The sequence below is a fragment of the Allocatelliglobosispora scoriae genome (assembly GCF_014204945.1).
Classification (GTDB): domain Bacteria; phylum Actinomycetota; class Actinomycetes; order Mycobacteriales; family Micromonosporaceae; genus Allocatelliglobosispora; species Allocatelliglobosispora scoriae.
In genome coordinates this window covers 2,279,608-2,295,119 of record NZ_JACHMN010000002.1, presented here as the reverse complement: position 1 = coordinate 2,295,119, position 15,512 = coordinate 2,279,608, and the positions used below count along the sequence as shown (strand labels likewise).

Below are 15,512 nucleotides of genomic sequence, written 5' to 3'. Positions count from 1 at the left end.
CGAGGTGCGCGTTTCGCGGCTTAACGCGCTTGCGCTACGGCGAATCCGGCGGTGGCTGCGTCCTCGGCGGTGGCTGCGCCCCCGGCGGTGGCTGCGAATCCAGCGGTAGCTGCGTTCCCGGCGGTGACTGCGCCCCCGGCGGTGGCTGCGCTCCGGTAGTGGCTGGGCCGGATAGTGGCTTGGCCCAGGTGGTGGCTGGGCCTCGGGGGAGTGGCTGCGCCGCGGCGGTGACTGCGCCGGGGTGGTGGCCGCGCCCCGCCGCTAGCCCTGAGGGCTAGAAGTGGGCTCCCGCTGCCGGCCAGGGCTCCCGAAATCGCGCAAGATCGTTCTATTTCCGGGAAATAGTCCCCTTGGGGTGTGTCGGTAGGGCTTACTTCCGGGAATCAGCACGACCTTGCGCGGTGGTAGGGCTAATTTCCCGGAACGTGCGCGATCACCGCCGAGCCCGCGCTGATGCGCGGACCCGCGAGCGGACGAATGGCACGAGGTGCGGCACCCGCACAGTGATCGCACCATCTTTGGGGAAGAAGGCCTGATCAAGCACCTTGATCAGGCCTTCTTCCCCAAAGATGGTGCGATCTTGAATCGATGTGCGCGCGGAGAGGCGGCTCGAGGGTTGCGTGAGATCGCACGCGCCTCGCTTCGCTCGCGCTGGGCGCGGGCACCGGGAGTGATCACGTCTGGTTCGGGGAAGCAGACGTGATCATGAGCCTGGATCACGTCTACTTCCCCGAACCGGACGTGATCTTGCGAGCGTGAAGCCGCAGGAGCCGCGATTCAGCGGCGCGAAGGCTTGCGGTTGGCGACGTTCAGGCTGGTCCACAGGACCTCGGTCGCCTCGCCGTTGATCGTCGTCGGGTAGCTCTCCGTCACCGTGAACCCGAACCGCTTGTGCAGCTGCAGCACCGGCACATTGGAAGCCAGCGTCTCGCCACCGAGCGTCTGTGCACCGAGCACGTCGAACGCGTAATCGATGGCGTCGCGCTCCAGCCCGATCCACGCCGGCATGAGCGCTTCGCGTGCCGTCAGCCCGTCGATGTCGAGGTAGAAGCCCCAGATCACGCCGCGCTCGGCCTCCCGGCGCCGGTCGAAGATGACGACGCCTGCGGGCGCGCCCTCCCACTCGAAGATCAGCAGCTGGCGCAGGCTGTCGGCGGCGACCGCGCTCCACCAGGCCGCGTGCTCGGTGGGGGTGATCTCGTGGGTGGTCAGGCTGACCCCGCGGACCTGGGGGTGGTTGCGCCACCCGAGGACGAGGTCGCGGTCGGTGTCGTCTGCAGCTCTCAGCACCCCACGACCCTATCGGAGCATGGACTTCGTGGCCCGGGCGTCGGAGAGGGACGCCCGGACCACGAAGCGGGGAGAGGAGAACGTCAGGTGGCGCGGCGAAGGTGGTGGGCCGCGAGGGCGATGGAGATCATCAATGTGCAGGTGGCGACGAGGGCGAGCGGTCCCAGCGTGTCGATACCGGTGGCGAGCCATGATTGGGCGGCGGTCCCGAGGTTGATGACCGGGTCGGCGACGGTCCCGCCGCCGACCCGGATCTCGTACCAGCCGAACCAGGCGACGTATCCGCCCGGCACGATCAGCATGACCCCCGCCGCCCGAAACAGCGTGGGTGCGAGACGCCGCACCAGCGGCACCGTGGAGTGCCGGATGAGGCCCACCCCGACGGAGATCGTCGCCGCGACCAGCGAGATCCCCGCCGCATAGGCCAGGAACAGGCCGAACCCGGTCACTGCCGGCCGGTCCCTGACCATCCCCAGGAATGGGTTGACCGCGCAGCTCACCGATGCGATGGCATAGGTGAGCCCGAAGGCGTACATGGGTCCGAACCTGCCCCGCAGCGGCGGTGCGTGTCGCCGTCGCGGGGCAGGAGAGGGCAGGTCACGACCGCTTATCACCCAGGCGCCGAGCAGCACCAGGACCACCCCGGTGCCGATGGTCAGCCACGGCAGCCGCTCGGCGATCCACGTCGCCACCGGCTCGGCGAGCAGCGCGAAAGCGCCGAACGCGGTGACGAAGCCGAGCGTCATCGCCGTGGTCATGGTCAGGGCGCGAGCGACCGCGGTGAGCGGCGCGGGGCGCGCCGTCGCGTCGTCGCCGAGGACGACCAGCGACGCGTACGCCGCAAGCAACGCGAAGCCGCACGGGTTGACCGTCGCCAGCGCCCCGGCCGCCACCGCCATCGGGTAGGAAGGGTCGGACGGCATCGTCAGTTGGCGAGCGCTGCGACGAGGGCGCGGAACTCGGCCGGGACGAAGGCGCTCTTGTGGACGAGAACGCCTTCGGCGTCGAGGAGGACGAAGTCCACCTGCGGCGTCATCCCGAACCGGGTGCGCACCATGCCGAGGTCGTCGGCGACGTGGGTGAGCTCGATGAGGCCCATGTCGGCGATGAACTTCTGCATACCGGCGTTGCCGCTGCCGAGTCCGGCCACTCCGATCACATTGACTTTGCCCGCATAGTCGTGTGCGACGGCGACTACCTCGTCTGCGGCGGCTCGGCACTTGGGGCACCAGGCTGCCCAGAACCACAGCACAGCGGGCTTGCCCACCAGAGTCGCGGCGTCGAAGGGAGTCCCGTCGACAGTCGTTGCGGTGAACCGCAGAAGCTCCGGTGTCGTCGGTGTCGACGGGTCATACGTCATACCCAGCTCCTTTTAGATTGCGCTGTGCATGATGCTATCGACGATTTGCCCCGATTATTTCTCGTCTCGTGCGGTCACGCGCTGCGCTTGCGGAGCATGGTCAAGTCCATTGTGGACCGCTCGCGACCCCGGGTGTGTCGCGAGCGGCCCGCCCGGTCAGAAGGTCAATGACCAGGTGTTGAGCGTTCCGGTGTCGGCTGATGCCGCATCGGCGACGCGGAGCTTCCACGTCCCGTTGGCGACTTCGGTGGAGGCGTTGACGGTGTAGCTCGTGACGATGTTGTCGGCGCTGCCCCCGGTGCGGTTGTGCAGCACGTAGAGGCTGCCGTCCGGAGCCACCAGGGTCACCACGAGGTCACCGATGTAGGTGTGGGTGATGTTGACGTCCACCTTCAGGGTGGCGGGTGCGTTGCCCGCGACGCCGGTCACCGTGATCGGGCTCTCGATCGTCGCGTTGTCGGCGATCGCGAAGTCCGTGTCGTTGGTGAACTTCTTGGGTGCGGGGGACGGGCTGGTGGAGGCCGTCGGGCTCGGCGAGGTGCTCGGCGGCGTACCCACCTTGGCGGTGACGACCAGCGCGTAGTCGACGTCGCTGGCGGTGGTCTCGACGTGCCCGTCGCTGCCGACCGTGTCGGCGGAGACCTCGATCGTCCAGGTGCCCGGGGTGGGGCTCTGGACGAAGACGTTCTCCACCGTGTCGACGGTGTTGGCGACACCGCCCGAGGTCGACCAGTTGCCCGCGTTGAGGCCGTTGTTGCCCCAGTAGACGGTTCCGTTGGGCGCGGTCGCCTTCAGCGTCAGGTCGTTGACCTGAGCCTTCGCCGCCGAGGGCGAACCGGCCGGGTCGGTGTAGACGAGGGTGGCCTTCAACGGCTGGGTGCCGTCGGTGGTGACGGTGTAGGTCTTCTTCTGGCCGACCGTCAGCAGATCGGTCTCGTTGACCAGGATCGGCAGGCTCCAGCCGTTCGCCTGGGCCTGGGTGTAGAGGTTGCCGACGCTCGCCGTGCCCCAGCCCTGGTGCACCCGGGTCAGGTCGGCGGCGGTGCCGCTGAACGTGTACTGGTTGGCCTGATTGATCATCAAGGCCTTCGCGGTGGCGGCGTGCGGGCGGGTGGTGAAGACGTCGCGGTTCTGCCCCGGTGCGCCGGCGAAGACGCCGTCGGCCCACATCTGGAAGAGCAGGCCGAAGTTGCCGCACGTGATCGGGGTGGCGCCGCTCGTACCCCCGAAAGTGCTGGTGTAGGACGTGTTGCTGGTGCTCGACGTGGTGTTGATCTGGTCGTAGTAGTTGGAGAGGTCGGGCTTGAGGCGGCCGTCGGCCGCCGGACCGATGCTGGCGCCCGCGCTCCAGGCGTCGTCGGTACGCGACAGCGTGTTCTTGTGGTACTGCCCGCCGACGGAGACGACGTTCTTGGACCACGCCTGCGGCCGCGAGCTGCGGTTGCCGTTGTTGCTCTGGGACTGGCAGATCAGGATGTCGTGGTCGAAGACGATGTCGTCGAGGTTGGCGGAGACGGTGGTGTAGCTCGTGGTGAGCGCGTCGCCCCAGCTGTTGCTCTGGAAGACGGCCCGGTAGTTGAGGCTCGGGTTGACGAGCTGCGCGGTGTGCGCGTAGCGGTCGGTCACGACGCTGTAGGCCGCGATCATGCCCTGCGCCTCGGGCAGCATGCCCCGGTTGAGCGCGACCACGCCCTGCGCGAAGATCTGGCCGTATGTCGAGGTGCCGTGGCTGGTGTCGGTGCTGTTGCCGCCGTGCACCAGCGGCGGCCGGGCGGCGAACTCCTGGTGCGTGACGCGCAGGCCGCCGTCCATCACCTCGCCGCGGACGCCCTGGCCGCGATAGCCGCGTGCGGCCTCGATGGCGTCGGCGCCGCCGTCCTGCCGGGCGAGGTTCATGTCGGTCTGCGGCGCCGACCACGCGTCGATCGCGAGCACCTCGCCGAAGTCGGCGACCGCCGCGAGCTGCTTCGCGGTGAGCGTCGCCTCGATCAGGCCCTTGCTCGCCGAGGCGAGGTGCACCGTGCCGCCGAGCGCCTCGATCCGGTTGATGACCGCGGCCTGGTCGGCGAGGTCCCGATTGACGAGCGAGATCCGCAGCCGGCCGGGCTTCGCCTCGGGGGCGAGCCGGTCGGTCGGCTCATAGCCGCCGACCCAGCGGATGTAGGGCAGGGCCGCGACCTTTTCCCGGGTCGCGGTGGACATCCGCGCGACATAGGCCGCGTCGGGCAGATAGGCCCCGAGGCGTACGCCCAACCGCGCCAGGTCGCGCCGCTGGCTGTCGAGCGGTGCGGCGGCGAACTGGACTATGTATGCGCTCTTCGCACCCGTGAGGGTGCCCGCGAGCCCGGCGCCGGACGCGGAGAGCGGGTCGAAGGTGCGGGACCGGAGCTGGATGTGGGTGGGCGCGGGGAGTGCGCGGCTCCAGGTGCGGCCGCTGTCGGCGCTGAGCTGGAACGTGCCGGTGGTGGTGAGCCGGACCTGCTCGGACTCGCCCGGCAGGGCGAGCAGGCGCAGTGTCGTCTCGGCGTGCGCGCCGCCGATGCCGCTGACCGTGACGGTCGCGACGACGGCGGCGATTCCGGTGGCACCGGCCACGATGGCTCGGTGGAGTCGGTTCAAGGGGTGCCTCCTCAGGTGGGGATGGCCCTGAGGTTAGTGCGACCTAATTTAGATGTATAGATCTAATACCGGATGGGTCCTGAGATCGTTTCCGGCCAATGGTCAATCAGATGTTCGACCAGGGATCCGGTCCGCTTCGGCCCTGGTGCGCGGCTATCGACTCATGTAACGATCAGGCCAAGCCGACTGCCATCCCGTGGGGTCTACTGTGGAGGATTAGGCCTTACGACGCCGCATTTCGGCCCTTTCATACCCTAGAAAGGGGTCCGGATGAGACCAACCAGATGGCTGGGTGCTGCCTTCGCGGTAGCCCTAGTCACGCCGCTGGCGAGCGCGACGCTCGTGAGTCCGAGCTCAGCGGCACCATCGGCCACGCCCTTCAAGGCCAACAAGGTGGCGGCGACCAGCCGCTACACGGGGGACAAGACGCCGAGCAGCAGGCTCGCGCAGACCGACCCCTCGCTCCTGGGACGTTCCGACTCCACATCCGTGGCCATCGTCGTCAAGCTCGACGTCGACTCGGTTGCCACTTACGCCGGCGGGATCAGCGGCTACGCCGCGACGAGCCCGACGGTGACGGGACGCAAGCTCTCGGGCGACACGGCTGAGAAGAAGTACGAGGGGTACCTCGCGCAGAAGGAAGACGCCTTCATCAAGGCGTTGACCAAGCAGGTGCCGAACGCGAAGGTGTCCCAGCGGCTTCGGACGGTCTACGGCGGCGTCGCCACCGTGGTCCCGGCCAACAAGATCGCTGACCTGCTGAAGATCCCGGGGGTGACGGCGATCCAGAAGGACGACGTCCGCAAGCCCCTCACGGACTCCAGCAGCTCCTTCATCGGTGCCGACACGCTCTACCCCGTGCTGGGCGGCAAGTCCAACGCGGGCAAGGGCGTCATCGTCGGCATCATCGACAGCGGCGCCTGGCCGGAGCACCCCTCGTTCAAGGACCTGGGGAACCTGTCGACGCCGCCGGCGAAGGCCGACGGAACGCCCCGCACCTGCGACTTCGGTGACAACCCGCTGACTCCCGCCGCCGACGTCTTCGTCTGCGGCAAGAAGCTCATCGGCGGTGCGGCGTTCCTGAACACCTACAACATCATCAACCCGCCGGACATGTACGGCACCACCGCCCGCGACAGCAACGGCCACGGCACGCACACCGCGTCGACGTCGGCCGGCAACGTCCTGGCGACGGCGCCCGTCTTCGGCGTGGAGCGGGGGCCGCTGAACGGCATCGCCCCCGGAGCCTGGGTCTCGGTCTACAAGGCCCTGGGCGCCAACGGCGGTTACGCGTCGGACCTGACGGCTGCTGTTCAGCAGGCGGTCAAGGACGGCGTCTCCGTCATCAACTACTCGATCTCGGGCGGTAGCAACCCCTACACCGACTCGACCGAGTTGGCCTTCCTGGACGCGTACGCCGCCGGCGTGTTCGTCTCGGCCTCGGCCGGCAACTCCGGCCCCGGTGCGGCCACGACCGACCACGTGTCGCCCTGGGTGACCACCGTGGCCGCGTCGACCCAGACGCGTGAGTTCCTCTCGACGCTCACGCTCAACAGCGGTGCCGACTCGCTGGTGCTCACCGGCGCGTCGATCACCGCGGGTGCAGGCCCGCTGCCCGTGGTTCTCTCCTCGGCTGCGCCGTACAGCAACAACCTGTGCAACGCACCCGCAGCGCCGGGCATCTTCGCCGGCAAGATCGTCGCCTGCCAGCGTGGCGGCAACGGTCGCGTGGAGAAGGGCTTCAACGTCAAGCAGGGCGGCGCGGCAGGCATGATCCTGTACAACCCGACCCTCGCCGACACGGAGACCGACAACCACTGGGTGCCGACGGTGCACCTCGCCGACGGCACGGCGTTCAAGGCCTTCGCGACGGCCCACCCGAGCTTCACCGCCAGCTTCACCGCGGGCGTCAAGCACAACGGGCAGGCTGACGTGATGGCGTCGTTCTCGTCTCGCGGACCCGGCGGGTTCGGCATCAAGCCGGACATCACCGGTCCCGGTGTGCAGATCCTCGCGGGTCTGACGCCGACGCCCGAGGACAACACCTCCGGCCCGAGCGGCGAGTACTTCCAGGCGATCGCCGGAACCTCGATGTCGGCGCCGCACATCACGGGCTCCGCCGCGCTGCTCAAGGCGCTGCACCCGACGTGGACGCCCGGCCAGATCAAGTCCGCCCTGATGACCACTGCGAAGCAGTCGGTCGTCAAGGAGGACACGGTCACCCCCGCCGACCCGTTCGACTACGGCTCCGGCCGGGTCGACCTGACGGTGGCCGATGACCCGGGTCTGACGTTCGACGAGTCCGCCGCGCGCATGTTCGCGCTCGGCAACGACCCGCTGAACGCCGTCAACCTCAACCTGCCGTCGGTGAACATCCCGGTCCTGCCGGGTCGCGTCGCCACGGTCCGCACGGCGAAGAACGTCACCACGAAGTCGCAGACCTACAAGGTGACGACGACCGCGCCGGCGAACAGCAAGATCACGGTGTCCCCGACCAGCTTCACGCTGGCGCCGGGTGCCTCCGTGGCGCTGAAGATCACCGTCAGCTCGACGGCGACGACGGGCCAGTACTTCGGTGAGATCAAGCTGACCCCGTCGCGGGCCGGCCTGCCGAAGCTGCACCTGCCGGTCGCCTTCGTGCCCAAGCAGGGCAGCGTCAGCCTCGCCCAGGACTGTGCCCCCGCCAGCGTTGCCTGGCTGGGCCAGGCCACCTGCACGGTCACCGCGACGAACAACTCGTTCGGTGACGCCACGGCCGACCTGAAGACCACGGTTGACGCCAACCTGCTGGTCACCGGGGCGACCGGGGCGACCGTGCAGAACCCGTGGACGGTGAAGAAGTCCAACGTCGCCCTCGCCGGTGCAACCGCCGGTGTCCCGTCGATCGCACCCGGAGTCACTCCGGCGGGCTATCTGCCGCTGCAGTTGTTCGGCATCGCGCCGGACCCGATCGGCGACGAGGACATCGTCAACTACACCGTTCCGTCCTTCGTCTTCAACGGCAAGTCCTATGACACGATCGGCATCGACTCCAACGGCTACGCCGTGGTCGGTGGCGGTACGGCCGAGGACAACAACTGCTGTTCGCTGACGACGATCCCGGACACGGCCCGGCCGAACAACGTCCTCGCGCCGTTCTGGACCGACCTCACCGGTGACGGTGCGGACGGCATCCGGGCGGCGACGCTGACTGACGGCGTCAACACCTGGCTCGTTCTGCAGTGGGACGTCAACGTCTGCTGCGGCGCGACCGACGCGCGTACCTTCCAGATCTGGATCGGGACCAACGGGGTGCAGGACATCTCCTTCACCTACGACCCGTCCAACCTGCCGGCTGACCCCTCGGGTTACCCGTTCCTGGTCGGCGCGGAGAACGAGAACGGCGGCGGCGGTGCCCAGCTGCCGGCGGGTGTGCTCCCCACGGAGGACCTCGTCGTCACCAGCACCGACCCGACGCCGGGTGCGAGCGTCTCCTACACGGTCAAGCTGCGCGGGATCCTTCCGGGCGCCGGCACCGTGACCAGTGAGATGGTCGCCTCCACCGTGCCGGGTGTCACCGTGGTGAACAGCGGCATCGTGGTTCGCCGGCCTCAGCCGACGGACTGCTGACCACTGCTCGACGGCACTGGCGGGCCGGGATCCTGGATCACAGGGTCCCGGCCCTTCCGTTTGCCCGATCGCCGGGCAATCATGGGCTGATCGAGACCATGACCGAGCCCCGTGCCGAGACGACCCGGACCGCCCGCCTCCTCCTGATCGAGGACGACGACCGGATCGCCCGGCTCATCGCGCGCACCCTCTCCGACGAGGGCTACCACCTCGATCGGGCCGCGACCGGTCCGAGCGGGCTGGACGCGGCGCTCGCGGGCGGGTTCGACCTGGTCATCCTGGATCTGATGCTGCCGGGCATGGACGGCACCGTCGTTCTGCAGCGGCTGCTGGAGCAGCGGCCCGAGCAGCGCGTCCTGGTGCTCTCGGCGGTGCCGGAGATCGCCACCCGGGTCGCCTGCCTGGAGGCGGGCGCCGCCGACTTCCTCGGCAAGCCCTTCGCCATCGCCGAGCTGATCGCCCGGGTCCGGTCCCGCATCCGGGTCCGCGCGCCCGGCCCCGCCAACGACGTGCTCATCGTCGGACCGGTCCGGCTCGACCTGCGGCTGCACCGCGCCGAGGTCGGCGGTCGGCTCGTCAACCTCTCCTACCGCGAGTTCATGCTCCTGTGCCACCTGATGCAGCGCGCGGGGCGCCCGTGCAGCCGGGCGGAGCTGCTCGAGGACGTGTGGGAGATGAGCTTCGACCCGGGCAGCAACGTCGTGGACGTCTCCGTCCGGCGGCTGCGCGCCAAGCTCGACCACCCCGATCGGATCGAGACGGTGCGAAATGTTGGCTACCGCTTCAACGTTGACTAGCTGGATCATCCGCGCCGTCTGGGCGACCGGTGCGACGGTCTGCGCCATCGCGATGTACCTGCTGCCCGGCCGCGAGACGATTCCGTTCCACCTGATCTGGATCGGCATCTCCCTCGTCTACGGCTTCACCGTCTGGCGGCCGGTCGAGATGGTGGTGATGGTCGGCGTCACCGCCGCCGTCACCGGCGCGATCATGGTGCACCACGCCTCGAACGGCTGGATCGACTGGCCCGAGCTCGCCGAGGTGCCGCTCAGCGTGGCGCTCACCGCGGTCATCGCCGCCTATCTCCGGCGGCGGCACATGGCCTTGGCGGAGCTGGCGGCGATCGCCGAGAACGACCGGCGGCGCAGCGAGAGCCGTCAGGTGATGGTGCGCCAGGTGTCCCACGAGCTGCGTACGCCGATCACCATCGCCCGGGGCTACACCGAGTTGGTGCGCAACCGGATCGACGACGAGACGGTCGCCGAGGACACCGCGATCGTGCTGGAGGAGCTCGACAAGCTGGCCCAGATCACCCAGCGCCTCGTCACGCTGATCCAGCTCGACGCGGAGTACGCCCGGCAGCCCGTCCACCTCGACGCCGAGCTGACCCGGGTCGTACGCCGATGGACCCCCGCCGCGGACCGGCGCTGGAGTGTGACCTGCGACGGCGGCGAGGTGCTCGCCAACCGCGACCGCCTCGAGGCGATGCTGGACTGCCTGCTGGACAACGCGGTCCGCTTCACCGAGCCGGGCGACGCCATTCGGATCACCGGTACGGTCGACGAGACGACGTGGACGATCGAGATCGCCGACACGGGCGTGGGCCTGACGGCTCGGGACGCGGAGGCGCTGACAGCGGCGATGCCGACATCGCGCCAGGAGCTGTCGGGCACCGGGCTGGGCCTGGTGATGGTCCGCACCGTCGTGGGCGCGTGGGGCGGATCGCTCCACTTCCGTGGTCGTCCGGGTGCCGGAACAATTGTCACTCTTCGGTTCCCGATAATGCGCTCTTCGGCCGACGAGGAGATCGTGGCCGAGGCTCTCAAAAATGACAGTTCCGTCATTGATCTTGTCGCGGGGAGTGGCCGTCCATAGGCTGACTTCACCGTGGTGCGCAATGGCCATGGAAATGCTGCATTCCCAGGCGGCAATGCCTGTGTTCTCCCCGACGCAGGGGCTGGCCGGACGGTTCTCGCAGACTGTCCAGTCAGCGAGGCACGATGCCGTCGCGGCGTGATATTCATGAGGTGAATAGCCTCGCCGATATCGCGTGAAAGCGACGGACATTGGTGAGACTCGGTGGGGGTGCGCCATCCTCCAAGCTTGCGCATCCCCACCGCGCAGAGCCGCGCTCAACCCGCATTCAGAAGTGCGGCGGCGACGGTCTCGACATACCACCGCCGGTAGCGCTCGACGGGCCAGCCCCGCTGCCGCACCAGCCAGTCGTAATTGATCACGTCCATGGCGAGCCAGAGCACGTCGGCGGCGCTCTCGACGTCGTGATCGGCGCGCAGCCGGCCGGTCGACGCGAGCTCCGCGGCGAACATCGTCATCCCGCGCCGCCGGTCGTCGGCGTTCTTCTGGAAGATCGCCGCCGCGTCCGGCTCGGCGGTCGCCGCACCCGCGAGCGCGATCATCATGTCGGCCTGCCGGGCGTGGATCTCGGCGAGGTGCTCGGCGTAGCGGGTCAGCTTCGCCACCGGGTCGGCGAGTGCGTTGATCTCGACGACGAACGCCCGGTCGGGCAGCGCCACCGCCTCGTCGTCCCCGGCGATCGTCACGTCGACGAGGTCGGAGAGGAGCTGCCGCTTGTTGCCGAAGATCGCGTAGACGGTCTGCACCGAGACTCCCGCCTCGGCGGCGACGGCGGTCAGGGGAGTGGCCGCGTAGCCGGGGTCGACGAAGAGCTTCCCGGCTGCCGAGAGGATCGCGCGTCTGGTCAGTCTCGCCTGTTCCTGGCGTCGCGTCGCGTCGTACTGCCGCTTGACAACCATGGCAGGAGTGTAGTGCTCTATTAGATAGAGTAGTGCTCTAATGAAAAAGGTGGTTGCCATGCCGTTCGCCGTCATGCAGGAGATGCCCAACGTCAGCGAAGGGGAGTACCGCCTGGTCGAGCAGCACCTCGGCCCCGATCGGCCGCCGGGTCTCCTGGCGCACGTCTCCGGCCCGTCCGAGGAGGGCTGGCGCATCATCAACGTCTGGGAGAACGAGGCCGCCTTCCGCCGCTTCCAGAGCGAGCGCCTGATGCGGGCCGCCGGGCTCGCCGCTCAGGGCGACGGCTTCGACGCGAGCAAGGCCGCCGGATTCCGGTCCTACACCGTGGACGGCGCGGAGATGCCGTTCTGATGGCCGCCACCGACGCCCTGCGGGCCCGCAACGCCGAGTTCTGGGACGCGGCGGCGCCGGGGTGGATCCGGCACGCCGAGCGGCACGACAGCGCCGGGCGCCCGCTCGGCGCCGCCGCGATGGCGGCGCTGAATCCGGTGCCCGGCGAGCGGATCCTCGATGTCGGCTGCGCGGCCGGTGGCACCACGGCCGAGCTCGCACTCGCCGTTTCGCCGACCGGGGAGGCGGTCGGCCTGGACCTGTCGGCGGCGCTGATCGGCGCGGCCCGGGGCCGTTTCCCGGGCCTCACCTTCCACGCCGCCGACATCGAGACGGTCGGTGCGGTTCCGGGTGCGCCCTTCGACGGTGCCTTCTCACGGATGGCGCTGATGCTGCTCGCCGACCCGGTCGCGGGGTGCGCCACCATCCGGCGCTCGCTGCGACCGGGCGGCCGGCTCGCCGCGACGGTCTTCCGCGACAGCGCGTCGACCCCGTGGCTCGCGGCAGCGCTGCTCGGTGCGGCGCCGCACGTCGGGCCGCTGCCGCCGCTCCCGCTCGGCGACGAGCCCGGCCCGTTCGCCTTCGCCGACGAGAGCCGGGTGCGCCGCGTCCTGGCCGCCTCCGGCTTCGCCGACCCGGGGGTACGCGCACACGACGTCACCCTGATCGCCACGGAGCCCGCGGAGGTGGTCGCCGAGTGGCTGATCGAGCTCGGTCCGGCCGGAGCGGCTTACCGGTCCGGTGATCCGGCCGCCCGGGCAGCGGCGAGAAACGGCACGTCCCGCCTGCTCGAACGCTTCCGAGCCGACGGGACCGCCTATCATCTGCCCACGGGGATCTGGGTGATCACCGCTTACTCGTAGCAGTCCTGGTTCACGAACTGGATGTCGAGCTCGCTCACCGTGCCGCCGGAGACGACGATCCGGTAGTTGGCGTTGGTGCTGCCCGGCACCTTGACGTAGCCCCGGCCGTCCTCGGTGTCGCCGTCGACCGCCTTCCACGAGGGGTAGGCCTTCTTCAGCTCCGCGAAGGTCGTGCCGAGCTGGACCCCCTCGGGCGTCTTGACTCCGGGGACGGCGTAGATCGCGGCGACGCCGAGCTTGCCGGAGTGGTAGACGGAGCCCGCGGTGCCGTCGGCCGTCGGCGAACCGATCAGGTGGGAGACACGACCGCAGCCGTCGGAGATCCCGGTGAACGGTGCCGCGAGCCCCGTCGCGTCGGCCTGTGCCGGTGTCATCCCGAGCTTCAGGGCACCGTAGCCGTCGGGGCCGAGCACCTGCGGTGTCGACGTCTTCGCGGGGCTCGCCGTCGAGGCCGCCGACGGTGGGGTGCTCGCGGCGGGGGCCGGGTCCGCCGCCGGGTCGCAGGCGCTGAGAGCACCTGCGGCGGCCAGCGCCAGGACGGCGACACCGATGCGCCGCGAACCGTGCTTGAACATTGTGCTTGCTCCCAGCTGTCGGGCCCGAGGTCTCGGGCGATCTGGCCTATACACGCACCCTGATCGACAGCGGTTGCAGGATCGTCTTTCGGCATCATGACGGTTTGGCGTCAGCCGACCTTCCGGCCCGACACCTGGTGCGGGCCTAAATTGCGTGCCTTCCGCCGTCGGGTGCCGAGCCGGCGGATCCGCCGGTCACATGCGGCTCCTCATATTGACAAGGATGGCTGACCTGGCTAGCGTCCTGATGCGGAAAGCGCTTTCCGCATCAGTGGTCCATACCCAACGGAGGGTCTTCGCCCATGGACACCGTCCCCGCTCCCCGCCCCGGCGCGCCCACGCCGGGCCGCCATCGCCCGGCGATCGCCGCGCTGCTCGCGACCGTCCTCACCGTCGTGCTGATCGCCGCGATCGGCCTCCTCACCGGCCGCTCGGCTTACGCCGCGACGCTCTTCGGCGACGACTTCACCGACGGCGACACCGCCGGCTGGTCGAAGTCCGGCGGCGCCTGGAGCGTCGTCGCCGACGGCTCCAACGCGCTCACCCAGTCCAAGGTGGACACCGACAGCGCCCGGCTCTTCGCGGGCACGGCGAGCTGGACCGCCTACACGGTCCAGGCCCGGGTCAAGCCGCTCAGCTTCGGCTCCGGCGGGTTCGTGGCCGTGCTCGCCCGCGCGGCGGGTTCGACCACCTTCTACCGGGTCGCGCTGCGCTCGGGCAATCTCGTGGAGCTGCAGGCCGTGCGCAGCGGCACCGTCACCGTGCTCGGCAGCCTGAGCCGCAGCATCACCCTCGGCGAGTGGTACCAGGTCGGGGTCGAGGTCTCCGGCACCACCGTGCGGGGCTACCTCAACGGCACCCTCTTCGCCACGGGCACCAGCACCGCGGCCGCGTCCGGACGGATCGGAGTACAGACCGGTTATGCCACAGCCAGATTCGACGACGTCATCGTGACGACGGGCGTCACACCCTCACCCTCCGCGCCGGCCTCCGGCTCGGCCTCGCCGTCGCCCCCCGCCTCGCCTTCGGCCTCGGCCTCGATCCCGCCGAGCCCGTCACCGAGCGTCCCGCCCGCGTCGTCGGCCGTGGTCGCGAAGGACGGCTCGGGTACGCACACCACGGTCCAGGCCGCGGTCGACTCCGCACCGGCGAACCGGACGACGCCGTGGGTCATCGCGATCAAGCCCGGCACCTATCACGAGCCGGTGACGATCCCGTCGGACCGCACCTACCTCACCTTCCTCGGCCTCGGTGCGGGCCCGGCGGACGTGGTGATCAGCTACGACCGGGCCAACGGCACCACGAAGCCCGAGGGCGGGACCTACGGCACGTCGGGCAGCGCCTCGGTGACGATCGACGGCGACGGCTTCACCGCCAGGAACCTGACCTTCGCCAACACCTTCGACGAGGCCGGGCATCCGGAGATCGCCAACAAGCAGGCGGTCGCGGTGCTGACCAGGGCGGACCGGCTCGTCTTCGACAACGTGCGCTTCCTCGGCAACCAGGACACGCTCTACCACAACAGCTCCAGCGTGGATGTCGTCGGCCGGGCATACTTCCGGCAGTGCTATGTGGAGGGTGATGTCGACTTCATCTTCGGCCGCGGCACCGGGGTCTTCGACCGGTGCGAGATCAAGTCACTGGACCGGGGATCGTCGTCGAACAACGGCTACGTGACGGCCGCCTCGACCTCGATCGCGAATCCCTACGGCTACCTCTTCACGCACTGCACGCTGACGAGCCCCGCAGCGGCGAAGTCGGTCTACCTCGGCCGGCCGTGGCACCCCGGCGGCGACGTCAACGCCATCGCGCAGGTCGTCTTCCGCGACTCGACGCTGGGCGCGCACATCCTCGACGCGCCGTGGACGGACATGTCCGGCTTCTCGTGGCGGGACGCGCGCTTCTTCGAACACGCCAACACCGGTCCCGGTTCCGTGATCGGCGTCGACCGGCCCCAGCTCAGCTCGGCGCAGGCGGCGGCGTTGACCCCGCAGGCGTACCTGGCCGGGAACGACGGCTGGAACCCGATCTACTGAGCGAGGAAAGGGGGCGGTGTGCGCACGGCACACCGCCCCCTTCCGCGGTATGTAC

General features: G+C 69.4%; 12 protein-coding genes. 6 read left to right on the top strand and 6 right to left on the bottom strand.

All coding sequences use genetic code 11. From position 1 onward, the window contains the following. Nucleotides 1-777 precede the first annotated feature (777 nt). From F4553_RS15895 to F4553_RS15880, 4 genes are all read right to left on the bottom strand, one after another. Complete coding sequence (locus tag F4553_RS15895) at nucleotides 778-1,290, bottom strand: GNAT family N-acetyltransferase (RefSeq protein WP_184836784.1); 513 nt, start codon at nucleotides 1,288-1,290, stop codon at nucleotides 778-780. 83 nt (nucleotides 1,291-1,373) lie between these two features. Then, nucleotides 1,374-2,213, bottom strand: coding sequence for a cytochrome c biogenesis CcdA family protein (locus tag F4553_RS15890; protein WP_184836782.1), 840 nt, complete (start codon nucleotides 2,211-2,213; stop codon nucleotides 1,374-1,376). Nucleotides 2,214-2,215: 2 nt separating this feature from the next. Then, nucleotides 2,216-2,650, bottom strand: a complete 435-nt coding sequence (locus tag F4553_RS15885) for a redoxin domain-containing protein (protein ID WP_184836780.1) — start codon at nucleotides 2,648-2,650, stop codon at nucleotides 2,216-2,218. Between the two features lie 156 nt (nucleotides 2,651-2,806). Beyond that, entirely contained in the window at nucleotides 2,807-5,269 is a 2,463-nt protein-coding gene (locus F4553_RS15880) for a proprotein convertase P-domain-containing protein (protein ID WP_184836778.1), read from the bottom strand. A 270-nt stretch (nucleotides 5,270-5,539) separates the two neighbouring features. Between F4553_RS15880 and F4553_RS15875 the strand changes: the two genes are divergently transcribed. The 3 genes from F4553_RS15875 to F4553_RS15865 all read left to right on the top strand — a co-directional run bounded on the left by F4553_RS15875 (nucleotide 5,540) and on the right by F4553_RS15865 (nucleotide 10,753). Beyond that, on the top strand, nucleotides 5,540-8,878 hold the full coding sequence (locus tag F4553_RS15875) for a S8 family serine peptidase (protein WP_184836776.1): 3,339 nt from the start codon (nucleotides 5,540-5,542) through the stop codon (nucleotides 8,876-8,878). Nucleotides 8,879-8,976: 98 nt separating this feature from the next. Then, a complete protein-coding gene (locus F4553_RS15870) occupies nucleotides 8,977-9,675 on the top strand; it encodes a response regulator transcription factor (RefSeq protein ID WP_184836774.1) in 699 nt (232 codons plus the stop codon). Beyond that, the gene (locus tag F4553_RS15865) at nucleotides 9,668-10,753 is read left to right on the top strand and encodes a sensor histidine kinase (RefSeq protein ID WP_184836772.1); all 1,086 of its coding nucleotides are present in this window, start codon (nucleotides 9,668-9,670) and stop codon (nucleotides 10,751-10,753) included. The genes F4553_RS15870 and F4553_RS15865 overlap by 8 nt, the downstream gene beginning before the upstream one ends. Before the next feature lie 257 nt (nucleotides 10,754-11,010). Here F4553_RS15865 and F4553_RS15860 read toward each other — a convergent pair whose 3' ends face one another. Then, nucleotides 11,011-11,652 carry a TetR/AcrR family transcriptional regulator gene (locus tag F4553_RS15860; RefSeq protein ID WP_184836770.1) on the bottom strand — a complete coding sequence of 214 codons (642 nt, stop codon included), beginning with the start codon at nucleotides 11,650-11,652 and terminating at the stop codon, nucleotides 11,011-11,013. Nucleotides 11,653-11,710: 58 nt separating this feature from the next. Between F4553_RS15860 and F4553_RS15855 the strand changes: the two genes are divergently transcribed. Both F4553_RS15855 and F4553_RS15850 read left to right on the top strand, forming a co-directional pair. Further along, the gene (locus tag F4553_RS15855) at nucleotides 11,711-12,004 is read left to right on the top strand and encodes a hypothetical protein (protein ID WP_184836767.1); all 294 of its coding nucleotides are present in this window, start codon (nucleotides 11,711-11,713) and stop codon (nucleotides 12,002-12,004) included. Further along, the gene (locus F4553_RS15850; RefSeq protein ID WP_184836764.1) at nucleotides 12,004-12,846 is read left to right on the top strand and encodes a methyltransferase domain-containing protein; all 843 of its coding nucleotides are present in this window, start codon (nucleotides 12,004-12,006) and stop codon (nucleotides 12,844-12,846) included. The genes F4553_RS15855 and F4553_RS15850 overlap by 1 nt, the downstream gene beginning before the upstream one ends. Here the strand turns inward: F4553_RS15850 and F4553_RS15845 are convergent. Beyond that, a complete protein-coding gene (locus F4553_RS15845; RefSeq protein WP_184836762.1) occupies nucleotides 12,837-13,421 on the bottom strand; it encodes a hypothetical protein in 585 nt (194 codons plus the stop codon). The genes F4553_RS15850 and F4553_RS15845 overlap by 10 nt on opposite strands. Before the next feature lie 302 nt (nucleotides 13,422-13,723). Between F4553_RS15845 and F4553_RS15840 the strand changes: the two genes are divergently transcribed. Continuing rightward, nucleotides 13,724-15,457: a pectinesterase family protein gene (locus F4553_RS15840; protein ID WP_184836761.1), complete on the top strand. Its 1,734-nt coding sequence runs from the start codon at nucleotides 13,724-13,726 to the stop codon at nucleotides 15,455-15,457. The last annotated feature ends 55 nt before the right edge of the window (nucleotides 15,458-15,512 follow it).